At 52.9% G+C, this 13,555-nt stretch carries 11 protein-coding genes; 10 read left to right on the top strand and 1 reads right to left on the bottom strand.

The features are described 5' to 3' along the window. Positions 1-25 precede the first annotated feature (25 nt). Entirely contained in the window at positions 26-763 is a 738-nt protein-coding gene (locus tag AC3WT9_RS16040) for an NAD-dependent protein deacylase (protein WP_341377790.1), read from the top strand. Positions 764-891: 128 nt separating this feature from the next. Further along, a complete protein-coding gene (mgrA, locus tag AC3WT9_RS16035; RefSeq protein ID WP_341377791.1) occupies positions 892-1,896 on the top strand; it encodes an L-glyceraldehyde 3-phosphate reductase in 1,005 nt (334 codons plus the stop codon). Between the two features lie 587 nt (positions 1,897-2,483). Here the strand turns inward: mgrA and AC3WT9_RS16030 are convergent. Beyond that, positions 2,484-3,350 (bottom strand): AraC family transcriptional regulator, encoded by an 867-nt coding sequence (locus tag AC3WT9_RS16030; protein ID WP_341377792.1) that lies wholly within the window; start codon positions 3,348-3,350, stop codon positions 2,484-2,486. A gap of 222 nt (positions 3,351-3,572) precedes the next feature. On the opposite strand from AC3WT9_RS16030, the gene AC3WT9_RS16025 reads away from it, so the two are divergent. From AC3WT9_RS16025 to AC3WT9_RS15990, 8 genes are all read left to right on the top strand, one after another. Then, entirely contained in the window at positions 3,573-4,751 is a 1,179-nt protein-coding gene (locus AC3WT9_RS16025; protein WP_341091161.1) for a galactokinase, read from the top strand. A 1-nt stretch (position 4,752) separates the two neighbouring features. After that, positions 4,753-5,742, top strand: coding sequence for a UDP-glucose 4-epimerase GalE (galE, locus tag AC3WT9_RS16020; protein WP_076111435.1), 990 nt, complete (start codon positions 4,753-4,755; stop codon positions 5,740-5,742). A gap of 98 nt (positions 5,743-5,840) precedes the next feature. Then, complete coding sequence (locus AC3WT9_RS16015; RefSeq protein WP_341091162.1) at positions 5,841-7,421, top strand: UDP-glucose--hexose-1-phosphate uridylyltransferase; 1,581 nt, start codon at positions 5,841-5,843, stop codon at positions 7,419-7,421. Positions 7,422-7,591: 170 nt separating this feature from the next. Continuing rightward, positions 7,592-8,755: an iron-containing alcohol dehydrogenase gene (locus AC3WT9_RS16010; RefSeq protein ID WP_341377794.1), complete on the top strand. Its 1,164-nt coding sequence runs from the start codon at positions 7,592-7,594 to the stop codon at positions 8,753-8,755. A gap of 231 nt (positions 8,756-8,986) precedes the next feature. Continuing rightward, the gene (locus tag AC3WT9_RS16005) at positions 8,987-9,523 is read left to right on the top strand and encodes an NfeD family membrane protein (RefSeq protein ID WP_341091164.1); all 537 of its coding nucleotides are present in this window, start codon (positions 8,987-8,989) and stop codon (positions 9,521-9,523) included. After that, positions 9,523-11,082: a flotillin lipid rafts scaffold protein FloT gene (gene floT, locus AC3WT9_RS16000; RefSeq protein ID WP_341091165.1), complete on the top strand. Its 1,560-nt coding sequence runs from the start codon at positions 9,523-9,525 to the stop codon at positions 11,080-11,082. Before AC3WT9_RS16005 ends, floT begins: the two co-directional genes overlap by 1 nt. Positions 11,083-11,157: 75 nt before the next feature. Continuing rightward, the gene (locus AC3WT9_RS15995; protein WP_341091167.1) at positions 11,158-11,868 is read left to right on the top strand and encodes an ABC transporter ATP-binding protein; all 711 of its coding nucleotides are present in this window, start codon (positions 11,158-11,160) and stop codon (positions 11,866-11,868) included. After that, the gene (locus tag AC3WT9_RS15990; RefSeq protein ID WP_341377796.1) at positions 11,861-13,474 is read left to right on the top strand and encodes a hypothetical protein; all 1,614 of its coding nucleotides are present in this window, start codon (positions 11,861-11,863) and stop codon (positions 13,472-13,474) included. The genes AC3WT9_RS15995 and AC3WT9_RS15990 overlap by 8 nt, the downstream gene beginning before the upstream one ends. The last annotated feature ends 81 nt before the right edge of the window (positions 13,475-13,555 follow it).

Below are 13,555 nucleotides of genomic sequence, written 5' to 3'. Positions count from 1 at the left end.
TGTAGAAAGGGTGCGTGTGCAGACTATGGATTCATTGCAAACATTGGCTTCCTGGATCAAGGACAGCGGAAACATCGTTTTTTTCGGAGGAGCCGGAACATCCACGGAGAGCGGTATTCCGGACTTCCGCTCAGCGGCGGGTTTATACCAGACTGAGCATAACTCGCATTATCCGCCCGAGGTGATGCTAAGCCGCAGTTTTTTTATGTCCTCGCCGGACATTTTTTTTGATTTCTACCGCAGCAAAATGATTCACCCGGAGGCAGAGCCAAACGGTGCCCATTTATTGCTGGCAGAGCTGGAGCGGCAAGGCAAACTGAAAGCAGTCATTACGCAAAATATTGACGGGCTGCACCAGCTGGCCGGCAGCCGTGTGGTGCTGGAGCTGCATGGCTCTATCCACCGCAATCATTGCATGGGCTGCAACCGTTATTACGGTCTGGAGCAGGTGATTCAGTCTGTTGAACGGGCGCCCCTCTGCCCGGAATGCGGCGGCATCATCAAGCCGGATGTTGTGCTCTATGAGGAACAGCTGGATCATGATGTGCTGGTTGGGGCGGTCGCAGCAATTGCGGCTGCGGATTTGCTTATTATCGGCGGCACTTCGCTGACCGTTCAGCCAGCAGCCAGCCTCGTCACCTACTTCCGGGGGCGGCATACTGTGCTGCTGAACCGTGACCCGACACCGTATGACCATAGGGCAGATCTGATTATTACAGACCGGATCGGGAAAGTGATGGGAGCCGTTCAGGAACAGCTCTGAGAACTTATAGATGGTCACATCCTGTGTGTATCACTGCGGGTGATTTCAGATTACAAGATTACAATGGCCGCCAGTGGTTTAAAATAGGGTGATGTGACAACTGAGGATACGAGAGGCAGGGATAAGCAATGGTATATGTGGCTAGCGATGAACGGTATGAAGTTATGCAATACAACCGCTCTGGCAGATCGGGACTGAAGCTTCCGGCGATATCACTGGGACTCTGGCATAACTTTGGCGGGATCGACACTTATGAGAATGGCCGGGAGATGATTACCCGTTCGTTTGATCTCGGCATTACCCATTTTGATCTGGCTAATAATTATGGCCCGCCCGCAGGCTCGGCAGAGGAACTGTTCGGCAAGGTGCTCGCCCGTGACCTTTTCCCCTACCGTGATGAGATGGTGATTTCTACTAAGGCGGGATATTACATGTGGCCAGGACCCTATGGGGAATGGGGTTCACGCAAATATATGCTGTCCAGTCTGGATCAGAGCCTGAAACGGCTGGGACTGGACTATGTCGACATTTTCTATTCTCACCGTCCGGACCCGGAGACACCACTGGAAGAAACGATGGGCGCGCTGGATTATGCCGTCCGGTCAGGCAAAGCGCTATACATCGGATTATCTAACTACACGGCGGAGCAGACCGTGGAGGCGATCAGCATTCTGAAGGGTCTCGGCACTCCGCTCCTGATACATCAGCCGAGGTATTCGATGCTGGACCGCTGGATCGAAGGTGGATTACAGGATGTGCTGGAAGAGAACGGTGTCGGCAGCATTGCGTTTACTCCGCTGGCCCAGGGCCTGCTGACCAATAAATATTTGAATGGTATCCCTGAGGATTCAAGAGCGGCCGGTCCGTCCACCGCGCTGAATGAAAGCCGGATTACGCCAGAGGTGCAGCGCAAAATCCGCGCCCTTAACCAGATGGCTGTCACGCGCGGCCAAAGTCTGGCCCAGTTTGCGCTCCTCTGGACACTTCGCAGCGGCAAAGTGACCTCTGCACTGATTGGCGCAAGCCGGGTGAGCCAGATCGAAGAGAACATCGCCGCGTTGACCCATGCAGACTTTACCCAGGAGGAGTTGGATCGGATCGAGACCATCCTCAAAACAGAGAGTGATGTGTAAGCTTCGCATCCACTACATGTATGGCCTCCATATGCATCCCGTTTAGGGGCCTATTGCTGCACAGCCCGCTTCCTGACCGGAAGACGGGCTGTTGCTGTAGTTGGACAATAGGATTAGAGCATAATCTTGGAAAGGGATAGGACATAACCTAGGGAATAGAGGGGGGATGAAGTGGGGGGGTGAATCGGACTGAGGGGACGTTATTTCAGGGAGAAACATCCAAAACTTACACAAACGGACCGTATAGCCGTTATTTTATCTGAAAAGTGGCAGAACACGCCCGATATTGGGAAATAACGCCTCTGAGGTCTAAATTTACGTAAAAGACAGGTGGATCAGCGTAATGGTGGCTATGGAGTCCGTTTGCAGCATGTTATCTCCGGAGGGATACGGGGTTAACTAATCAGCTTGATACCATGTGCAGCGCATCGCACAATAAGGTGAGAGGGTTCAGCGCGTGCCACGGCAAGGTGCAGAGAATTCAGCAGGATTGCCGGGTGGACTGAGATCAACGCGGCTAGCGCGAGCCGCAGTGTCTTATTGGGTTCAGGATGGTGTACAGAATTCTGGCCCCAATAACACAGATCTCAAGGCTGCTGCTTCTCCCCGGGTCTGGACGTTGAGATGCGGTAAGCGGTTGGGGACTGGGCACAGAAGCGTTTGAATTGGCGGGAGAAATACAAGGCATCCGTCAGTCCAACGGATGCTGCAACCTGCTCTACGGATAATTCTGGACGTTCCCGCAGCAGCTGGCGCGATTTCTCGATGCGCAGCTTAAGCAGGTAGGTCACCGGCGAGAGACCGGTCTCCTGCTTGAAGATCCGCGACAGGTAAGCGCGGTTATAGCCGAGGCTGCCGCACATTTGCTCAATCGAGACCGGGTGAGCATATTGGGAAGCCATATAGTGGATCATCTGCTTCACGGTGCGCTTGACCTGTGATTCCGCCCCCGACAGCCTGGAGGAGGAGATATGCCGCTCAGCGGCTTCTCCGACGATCAGATACAGATAGCCGAGTGAAGTCAGGTGGGCGCTCTCCTTATTGGCGTAAAACGCCTGCATCATCCCGGCCATCGCGGCGGGGATGACACTGCCTTCGGCGGTGGAGAGCACCGGCTTCTGCGGTTTGAAGCCGGTCTGGAGCACAAGCGCGTCGGCTTCCGCGCCGGTGAAAGCGGCCCAGCGGTAGCGCCAGGGCTGCTTCTCGTCCGAGAGATAGCTGACCAGCTGGCCGGGATGGATCAGGAAGCAGTCGCCTTGTCCCAGCTCATATTTGCGCTGCTCGGTGCGGAAGGTCCCGGAGCCGGATTCAATGAAGTGAAGCAGGTAATAGTCATAGATTTTTGGACCGGCCTGGTGCAGCGGCAAGGTCTGGCTTTCGCCGGCAAACAGTACATGCAGATTTTGCTTATCATAATAGACGGGATTTGACCCTACGGAATAAGTATGTTCCACGAAGAAGCTTCCTTTCTGGAGTTAACGCTGTCACCGCTTTGGGAACGGGTAATCGCTGGAAATGCCCGTCCTCCGATTATAACACGGAAGTCACATTTATCCATGCATTGCACACATGATTGCATTATCAGGGCAAGTCTGATTTTATTATAATATAACCATGAAGACAGCAAGACTGATTCCAAGTTGAAGCAAGAGCAGCGAAAGGATGGAGTGGCACTAATGAGCATACAGGAACTTAACAGCAAATTTATTGAGAAGTATGGGGAGAGCACCGAAGAGGCACGCGTCTTCTACGCACCGGGCCGTGTCAATCTTATTGGAGAGCATCTGGATTACAATGGAGGTTATGTACTGCCGGCAGCGCTGGAGTTCGGAACTACACTGATTGTACGCCCGCGCAGCGACGGCAAGGTTCAATTCGCATCGACGAATCTTCCTTACGAAGCGTCCATGGACTACAGCGAAATCGGCAAGGCCAAAACAGGGGAATGGATCGATTATCCGGTTGGCGTCATGGTGGAATTGGCAAAGAAAGATCTTCCGGTTTCCGGCGGCTATGATCTCTTGTTTCACGGTGATATTCCGAACGGTTCGGGCCTTTCTTCCTCCGCTTCCATTGAGGTGGTTACCGGCTTCGCGTTCCTGACACTGCTGGGCGGGGATACGGATACAGTAGAAATTGCGCTGCTGTCCCAGCGTGCGGAGAACCAGTATGTCGGCGTAAACTCCGGAATTATGGACCAGTTTGCCGTAGCCAACGGCAAGCGTGATCACGCGATTCTGCTGATGTGCGATACGCTGGAGTATAACCTGATTCCATTTGTGACCGGCGCCTACAAGCTGGTGATCAGCAACACGAACAAGAAGAGAGGTCTCGTGGATTCCAAATACAATGAACGCCGCAGCCAGTGTGACGAAGCATTGTCCATTTTGAAGCAGGAGGTTCCTTCCCTGTCTTACCTTGCAGAGCTGAAACCTCAGCAATTCGAAATCCATCAGCACAAAATTACAGATGAAACCGTCAGACGCCGCGCCCGCCATGTAGTGGAAGAGAACCAGCGTGTGCTTGACTCGGTTGAAGTACTGAAGAACAATGACCTGAAGCAGTTTGGTCAATATATGAATGACTCCCATGTCTCGCTTCGCGATCTGTATGAAGTAAGCTGCGAGGAGCTGGACATTATGGTTGAGGAAGCGCAGCGGATTCCCGGAACCCTTGGCTCGCGGATGACCGGTGCGGGATTCGGCGGCTGTACGGTATCACTGGTGCATGAGGATGATGTCGAACGCTTTATCCGTGAAGTTGGTGAAGCCTATACGACCAGATCCGGTCTAGTCGGCGAGTTCTACGTATGCGGTATCGGTAATGGTGTGGAAGAATTGAAAGGAGTGAAGTAAGATGGCGATTTTGGTAACAGGTGGAGCGGGGTATATCGGTTCTCATACAGTAGCTGAGCTGCTGGAGCGGGGCGAGGAAGTTGTGGTTATCGACAATTTGCTGACAGGCCACCGTGAGGCGCTGCTGGGCGGCAAGCTATATGAAGGTGACCTCCGGGACAAGGCACTGCTGGCCAAGCTGTTTTCGGAGAACAAGATTGAAGCGGTGATCCATTTTGCCGCAAGCTCGCTGGTGGGCGAGAGCATGAAGGACCCGGTCAAATACTATGACAACAACGTATATGGTACACAATGTCTGCTGGAAGCGATGCAGCATGCAGGTGTGGACAAAATCGTCTTCTCCTCCACGGCCGCAACCTACGGCGAACCGGAAAAGGTGCCGATCGAGGAAACCGACCGCACAGAGCCGGCGAATGTGTACGGTGAAACCAAACTGACCATGGAACGCATGATGGCCTGGTTTGACAAGGTGCTCGGCATCAAATACGTGGCATTGCGCTACTTCAATGCTGCAGGGGCGCATGCCAGCGGCAAGATTGGCGAAGACCACCGTCCGGAGAGCCATCTGCTTCCGCTGGTGCTGCAAACCGCGCTGAAGCAGCGGGAGAGCATTGCTGTCTTCGGCGAAGACTATCCGACCGAAGACGGAACCTGCGTCCGCGACTATATCCATGTCAGCGATTTGGCTGACGCTCACGTCCGGGCGGTCAACTATCTGCGCAGCGGCAGTGCAAGCAATATCTTCAACCTTGGCAACGGCCTCGGCTTCTCGGTCAAACAAGTGATCGAAACTGCCAAGAAGGTGACCGGGCTGGACATTCCGGTTGTCATTCAAGAGCGCCGTGCCGGCGATCCCGCTGTGCTGGTAGCTTCTTCTGACAAAGCCCGCTCCATTCTCGGCTGGACTCCGCAGCATGCGGATCTTGAGGATATTATTCAGAGCGCCTGGAACTGGCATTCAGCGAATCCGCAAGGATACGGAGAAGAATAACTCCTGGCTGTCCGGGGTAGTCGGGCATTCTATTGAACCAGCTGCCCCCCAAAAAAAGGACGCAGACAACTCGCTACACCACATTAAGGAGAATTTAAATGCCTAACGATATTAATACCGCTCCGGCCGGAGAGAAGGCGCTGCATGCCATCGAACAGCTTGTGCTGTTTGCGCTGAACCAGGAACTGATCCAGCCTGCCGATGTTGACTATAGCCGCAATGAGCTGCTGGACCAGTTCGGCTTCAGTGAGCCGTATGCCCTTGAATTCAGTGAAACACCGCTTGAGAGCCCGCAGGAACCGCTGGACATTCTGATTGATTATGGCTTCGAAACCGGATTGATCCCGGAGAATACCGATACGTACCGTGATCTGCTGGATGCGAAGATTATGGGCTTGCTGATGGCACGGCCATCTGAAGTCAATGCCCAATTCTTTAGCCTCTCGGCAGAGAAGGGCATTGAGGCGGCAACCGACCGCTTTTACAAATTAAGCATTGATTCCAACTATATCCGCATGGACCGGATTTCGAAGAATGTGCTCTGGCTGCAGGAATCACCATACGGGGATATCGAAATGACGATTAACCTGTCCAAACCCGAGAAGAACCCGAAGGAAATCGCCATGGCCCGGCTGCTCCCTCCGCCGGTCTATCCGAAATGCCTGCTCTGCCGCGAAAATGTGGGTTATGCCGGACGTTTGAATCACCCGCCGCGCCAGAACCTGCGTGTAATTCCGCTGAAGCTGAACAATGAGAATTGGTTCTTACAATACTCGCCGTATGTGTACTATAACGAGCATTGCATCGTATTCCACCACGATCATGTGCCGATGAAGCTGACCAAGGAGTCGCTGAAGCGTCTGCTCAGCTTTGTGGAAGCTTTCCCGCATTATTTTATTGGCTCGAACGCCGATCTGCCGATTGTCGGCGGGTCGATTCTGACCCATGATCATTTCCAGGGCGGACGCCATACCTTCCCGATCCAGAAAGCACCGAAAGAGCAGACGTTCACCCATGCCTCCTACCCGGGCGTCAGCCTCAGCATCGTGAAGTGGCCGATGTCGGTCCTGCGTTTGCATGGAGCGGACCCAGCAGTGCTGCTGGAATGCGGCAACGATCTCTATGAAGCCTGGAAATCCTACAGCGATCCTGAGGCTGAGGTATTGGCTTTCAGTGAAGTTGACGGTGTGGAAACCCCTCATAATACCGTTACTCCAATCGTGCGGCGGGCGGAAGACGGCGGCTTCGAGCTGGATCTGGTGCTGCGCAACAACCGGACCAGCGGGGAATTCCCCGAAGGGATATTCCACCCGCACCGGGAGATGCACCATATCAAGAAGGAGAACATCGGCCTGATTGAGGTTATGGGTCTGGCTATTCTGCCGGGACGACTGAAGGAAGAACTGGATGCTGTCGCAGGCGTGCTTGCCGGAGATCTCCCGCTACTGGCTGCCGTGAAGAGTGAAGCTGATCACGCGCTTGCACAGCATGCCTCGTGGATACAAGAGCTGGCCGAACGCTTCGGCACAGGTCACAACCACGAAGAGGCTGTCAAAATCGTGCAGAATGAGGTCGGTATCAAGTTCACCCATATCCTGGAGCATGCCGGGGTCTACAAACGGACACCGGAAGGACAAGCCGCTTTCCGCCGGTTTGTGCAGAGCTTCGGAGCCCTATAAATAACTGAATGTTAGTATTATGTCCCCGGCCATGCAGGTTTGGGGGCTTTTCTTATACAGTTCGTTCAGCTTGGCGTGATACGGGGAGCCGCTGTGATTTGAATGACGCACGCCGGAGGTCTATAATATGAAATTGCATCACATTCATCAACTAATGGAGGTTTACCCATATGCGCAAGTTTGAATTTTATAATCCTACCAAGCTGATTTTTGGACAAGGAACATTGCAGGCTTTGAAGACCGAAGTCCCGAAATTCGGTAAGAACGTATTGCTGATGTACGGCGGCGGCAGCATCAAACGCAGCGGTTTGTACGATAATGTGCTGGCTGAGCTGAATTCCATCGGGGCTGTCGTGACCGAACTGGCCGGAGTCGAGCCGAACCCGCGTCTGTCCACTGTACATAAAGGTGTGGCATTGTGCCGGGAGCACAACATTGAGCTGATCCTTGCCGTAGGCGGGGGCAGCGTACTGGACTGTGCAAAGGCAGTTGCGGTAGGCGCGAAATATGAAGGGGATATGTGGGACTTTGTGGAACGCAAGGCTGCTCCGCAAGCCGCGTTGCCGCTGGGCACAGTGCTGACGATGGCGGCTACGGGTTCCGAGATGAACAACGGCTCTGTCATCAGCAACGAAGTCACCCAGGAAAAAATGGGTTGGGGCAGTGTGCATGCCTTCCCGGCATTTTCCATCCTTGATCCCGAGAACACCTTCACTTTGCCGCGTGACCAGACCGTTTACGGCATGGTAGATATTATGTCGCATGTTCTGGAGCATTATTTCCATACCGACGGTAACACGCCTGTACAGGACGGTTTCTGTGAGACGCTGCTGCGCACCGTTATTGAAACGGCACCGAAGCTGATCGGGGACCTGAACAATTACGAGCTGCGCGAAACGATTATGTACTGCGGCACAATGGCTCTGAACGGCATGGTCAGCATGGGCTTCGCCGGAGACTGGGCAACACACAACATCGAGCATGCCGTATCAGCAGTCTACGATATCCCGCATGGCGGCGGTTTGGCTATTCTCTTCCCGCAATGGATGAAGTACAACCTCAGTACGAACCCAGCCCGCTTCCGCCAGCTGGCCGTGAACGTATTCGGCATTGATCCGGCCGGCAAAAGCGATGAAGAAGCCGGTCTTGAAGGCATTGAAGCACTGCGCCGCTTCTGGGATTCCATCGGTGCGCCGAAGACCCTTGGCGACTATGATATCAATGACAGCGAAATCGGAAATATGGCTGACAAAGCGGTGCGTTTCGGACCGTTCGGTAATTTCTGCAAGCTGGAGCGTGAGGATGTTGTAGAAATTTATACAATGGCGCTGTAAGAACGCCATCATAAAGGAGCTGCAGAGCTGCAGCTCCGGGCAGGAAATCAAGCCGTTCCCGGTAATGGGGACGGCTTTTTTGCATAAACTGTTGGCATAGGCCGGCTTGGGTTCAAGGCTGCTTCCACGATACAATATTGAGATAATCATCCAAGTTTGTGAAACCAAGGACATGGTTTGAACGTTTATACTAGTATGACAGTCCGGAACTATAGACGGGAGGAGAAAATAATGCAAACGCTGTATTTGGGCTGTTTGGCGCTCGGCGTCATTTTTGCCGTAGTCAGCGTAATTGTGGGAGATCTGATCGGCAATGTTTTGGACGGGATATTTGATGTAGCTTCCTTTGATTTCCTGAACCCTGCTGTGCTGGCCGGGGGAGTCACCGTATTTGGCGGAGCAGGTATTCTGCTCACGCGTTACAGCAGGCTGGAAGATGGCGCTGTTCTTGCCTTGTCCTTGCTGATCGCAGCCTTTATGGGGGTGGTTCTTTACTTGGGAGTCGTCAAACCGATGGACAAAAGCGAGATGTCAAATGGATTCTCCATGAGCGAGCTGCCTGGCAAGATCGGAGAAATTACCGTTCCTATTCCGGCACAGGGCTATGGCGAAATCATGGTGAAGTTCGGCGCAGGCAACAGCCTGCATACGGCAGCCAGCTTTGAGCAGCTTTCCCTCCCGGCCGGGATTAAGGTTGTAGTGGTAGAGGTCCGGGAAGGTGTTGCGCTGGTAACTGAATTTGAAGAGAGAAAAGGAGTGGATTCTTAATGTTAGGGTTAGACATTCCAGATTATTTGTTTATTCCTATTGTGGTTGTAGCGGTTCTACTGGTGCTTGGGATTGCGTTCTGGGCGCGTTACAAGACGGTCGGACCCGATGAAGGAATGATTGTCACCGGTTCCTTTCTCGGCAGCAATCATATCTCAGATGATGGCTCGGGCCGTAAAATCAAGATAGTCCGCGGGGGCGGGGCGTTCATTCTGCCTGTCTTCCAGAAGGCCGAGTTCATGTCTCTGCTCTCGCATAAGCTCGATGTGACGACACCGGAGGTATACACTGAGCAAGGGGTGCCGGTTATCGCCGACGGTGTGGCTATTATCAAGGTAGGCAGTTCTACAGAAGATGTGGCAACGGCAGCCGAACAGTTCATGGGCAAGCCGATAGAAGGGCTGAAGAGCGAGGCGCAGGAAGTGCTTGAAGGGCATCTGCGGGCGATTCTCGGGTCAATGACCGTGGAAGAGGTTTACCGCAACCGTGACCGGTTTGCCCAGGAGGTTCAGGGCGTAGCAGCGCGCGATCTTAAGAAGATGGGACTGCAGATTGTCTCCTTCACCATCAAAGATGTGCGCGACAAGCATGGATACTTGGAAGCTCTAGGTAAACCGCGGATTGCTGCAGTGAAGCGGGATGCGGAAATCGCTGAAGCGGAAGCGCTGCGGGATGCGCGGATCCAGAAGGCAAACGCCGAGGAGCAAGGGCAGAAGGCTGAACTGCTGCGGGATACGAACATCGCCGAAGCCTCCAAGGACAATCAGCTGAAGGTTGCAGCCTTTAAACGGGATCAGGATACAGCCAAGGCGGAAGCCGATCAGGCTTATCACATCCAGGAGGCACGCGCCAAGCAGACGGTGGTGGAAGAGCAGATGAAGGTCGAACTGGTTCGCAAGGAACGCGAGATCGACCTGCAATCCAAAGAAATCCAGGTGCGCGAGAAGCAGTATGATGCGGAAGTGAAGAAGAAGGCGGAAGCCGACCGCTACGCAGTGGAACAGGCGGCGGAAGCCGATAAGGCCAAGCGGATGCGCGAAGCCGATGCCTTGCAGTACAGCATTGAGACCCAGGCGAAGGCAACATCCGAGCAGAAACGCCTGGAAGGCCAGGCAACAGCCGACGCAGAGCTGGCTAAAGGTAAAGCGGAGTCCGAAGTTATCCGCCTGCGCGGCCTCGCAGAAGCAGAAGCCAAAGAGAAGCTGGCCGAAGCGTTCCAGAAATTCGGCGAAGCTGCCGTGCTCGACATCATCGTGAAGATGCTGCCTGAACTGGCTGGTAAAATTGCCGAGCCGCTGGCATCCATCGACAAGCTCACTGTGGTGGATACGGGAAACGGTGAAGGAGCGGCCCGGGTCAGCAATTATGTGACCCAGCTGATGTCGACGGCACCGGAAATGCTGAAGAGTGTCTCGGGAATTGATGTAGAGGCGTTGATAAAAGGTTTGACTAAAGGGAAAACGGGAACTCCGGACCACAGACCGGCAGTATCGGTTGCACCTGCGGTACCGGTAGTACCTGCAGTGCCAGTGGTTCCAACTGATAAACTTGAAGGATAATGCGGGATAACTCAAGGTATGACAGGCGCAATTGCCTGTCATACCTTGAATTTTATGGAGAGAGGGGAACTTCGCATGGAGCTGCTCTTGGATAACATCCGTAAGAGCTTCGGAGATAAACAAGTACTCAAAGGCATTGACTACACTTTTGAAAAAGGCAAGATTTACGGTCTGCTGGGCCGCAACGGTGCCGGTAAAACCTCGCTGTTCAACTGCTTGAGCGGGGAGATCGGAATGGACAGCGGCGGGGCTTTTTTACGGGAAAACGACGTGAGCAGTCCGCTCCGCGAGGCGGATATCGGGTATGTATTTTCTTTGCCCATCCTGCCGGAATTTCTTACAGGCTATGAGTTTGTGAAATTCTATATGGATATCAACCGCGACAAGATTGAACCTGGCAAAAACATCGAAGACTACTTCGACATTATCCGGATTGAGCAGGAGGACCGCCACCGGCTGATCAAAGGGTATTCTCATGGCATGAAGAACAAGATCCAAATGCTCTGCTTTATCATTACACGTCCGCCCTTGATATTGCTGGACGAACCATTGACTTCTTTTGACGTTGTGGTGGCACTGGAGATCAAGAAGCTGCTGCGGGAGATGAAGCAGGATCATATCATTATTTTCTCCACCCATATTTTGCAGCTTGCAGCCGACTTGTGCGACGAGCTCGTTATCCTGAATAACGGGACACTCCAGGAGATTCCTGCCGACACCCTGCACAGTCCGGAATTCGAGGAGAGAATCATAACCTTGCTAAAGGATGAGGGCAGCAATGATTAAGACGCTGAACACCATACTGGATATCCGGGGCGCATCCGGGGCGAACCGGCTGATCTATTATCTCCAGCGGTTGCCGGTAATTGGGAAGATGGCTAAGAATGACTTGTATTCCCGGACAGGACTCAAAAAGACGCTGACTGTAATCGTGCTTATTCTGAAGATAATATGGGGCTTTCTGACCAAATTCGCTTACTTGGGAATTGTAGTCTATTGGCCGGTGATCACAATCGGCAAGGAACTGACGACTGCTGAACAGTATCAGCTCTATCTGCAAGTGCTGGTCATAATCAGTTGCGTCGTAGCGGCAGTTTCAAATGCGGTCATCCTGGAACCGAAGCGGGACAAATATATTTGTGTGAAGCTGATGCGGCTGCCTGCTGATCAGTACATGCACGCTACTCTGTCGCTTCGGACCTTCAGTTTCTTTGTTTACTATATACCGGCCATGTGCCTCTTCGCTTCATTGCTGCAGGCTCCGGTCTGGCAGGGAGTGCTGCTTGCCCTGCTGTTAACTGCCTGGCGCTTGGGCAGTGAGGCGCTGCATTTATGGCTTTTCGACCGTACAGACATTGTGCTTGTCAAAAAAACAGGGTGGGTGTGGACCGTCATAGGCATAGGATTTCCGCTTGCCTATGCTCTGCTGTATGCAAAAGTGTCCTTCGTGGACAGCGCTGCGTTGTTCAACCTGCCGGCGGGTTTAGCCATTGCGGCTATAGGAGTGGTTGCCGCCGTTTATATTGCACGTTATCCCCGTTACCGCAGCGCGGTTGATGCCGTGAGCAAAATAGACGATCCGCTGCTGGATATGGGGCGTATGATGAAGGAGTCGAGAGTGAAGGATGTCGAGACGAAAGAAAAGGACTTTTCAGCGGAACAGCTGAGTCCCGGCCAATTTCAGGGGAAAAGCGGCTATGCTTACCTGAATGCGATCTTTTTCTCCCGGCATAAACGTTTTTTAATACAGCCGATTCAGCGGCGTATGCTCATCATTGGCGTATTGTTCGCAGCCGGATTGCTGTCGATGATGGTCTCACCGGCAATGTTTACCAAGATGTCACATTTTTTAATCGGCAGCCTTTCTTATTTTGTATTTATTATGAATTTTACCTCGATCGGTGAGAAGGTCTGCAAAGCGATGTTTTACAACTGCGACCTTAGTCTGCTGCGGTATGGATTCTATCGGGAACGGACGGCGGTGCTGAGCAATTTCCGGATTCGGCTGCTGAGAATAACCGCTCTGAATTTGATTCCGGCCGGAGCTATTTGTATAGCTGTGAATCTGCTCATTCTACTTTCGGATGAAAACTGGGGGATTGCGGATGCAGCTGGTTTCTGCGGGGCTATCCTCGGCCTATCCCTGTTCTTCTCCGTGCATCACTTGTTCATGTATTATATTTTCCAGCCTTACAGCACAGAGCTGAATTTGAAGAACCCGTTCTTCACCATTGTCAACAGCATTGTCTTGGCTGCAACCATTGTGTGCCTCCGCTTGGAGAGCACTCCGGCTTATTTTGCAGGAATGGTACTGTTGACCACGGTAGCCTACATGACCATTGCCCTATTCCTGGTCTATAAATACTCGGGCAGAACCTTCCGGGTAAAATGATCCAGCCTCTTCCACATTCGAAATCTTGATGTTATGGCGGTAGCCAAGTATAATCTACACATGCTGTCAAGTTATGCAGCT

Source organism: Paenibacillus sp. EB106-06-01-XG199, assembly GCF_058791575.1.
The sequence above is the reverse complement of the archived record's forward strand: the minus strand, read 5'-3'. Positions and strand labels throughout refer to the sequence as shown.

Coding starts and splice junctions, on each gene's coding strand:
- AC3WT9_RS16010 (WP_341377794.1), top strand. CDS start 7,592: ATGCGCAAGTTTGAATTTTATAATCCTACCAAGCTGATTTTTGGACAA.
- mgrA (WP_341377791.1), top strand. CDS start 892: ATGGTATATGTGGCTAGCGATGAACGGTATGAAGTTATGCAATACAAC.
- AC3WT9_RS16025 (WP_341091161.1), top strand. CDS start 3,573: ATGAGCATACAGGAACTTAACAGCAAATTTATTGAGAAGTATGGGGAG.
- AC3WT9_RS16005 (WP_341091164.1), top strand. CDS start 8,987: ATGCAAACGCTGTATTTGGGCTGTTTGGCGCTCGGCGTCATTTTTGCC.
- galE (WP_076111435.1), top strand. CDS start 4,753: ATGGCGATTTTGGTAACAGGTGGAGCGGGGTATATCGGTTCTCATACA.
- AC3WT9_RS15990 (WP_341377796.1), top strand. CDS start 11,861: ATGATTAAGACGCTGAACACCATACTGGATATCCGGGGCGCATCCGGG.
- floT (WP_341091165.1), top strand. CDS start 9,523: ATGTTAGGGTTAGACATTCCAGATTATTTGTTTATTCCTATTGTGGTT.
- AC3WT9_RS15995 (WP_341091167.1), top strand. CDS start 11,158: ATGGAGCTGCTCTTGGATAACATCCGTAAGAGCTTCGGAGATAAACAA.
- AC3WT9_RS16015 (WP_341091162.1), top strand. CDS start 5,841: ATGCCTAACGATATTAATACCGCTCCGGCCGGAGAGAAGGCGCTGCAT.
- AC3WT9_RS16040 (WP_341377790.1), top strand. CDS start 26: ATGGATTCATTGCAAACATTGGCTTCCTGGATCAAGGACAGCGGAAAC.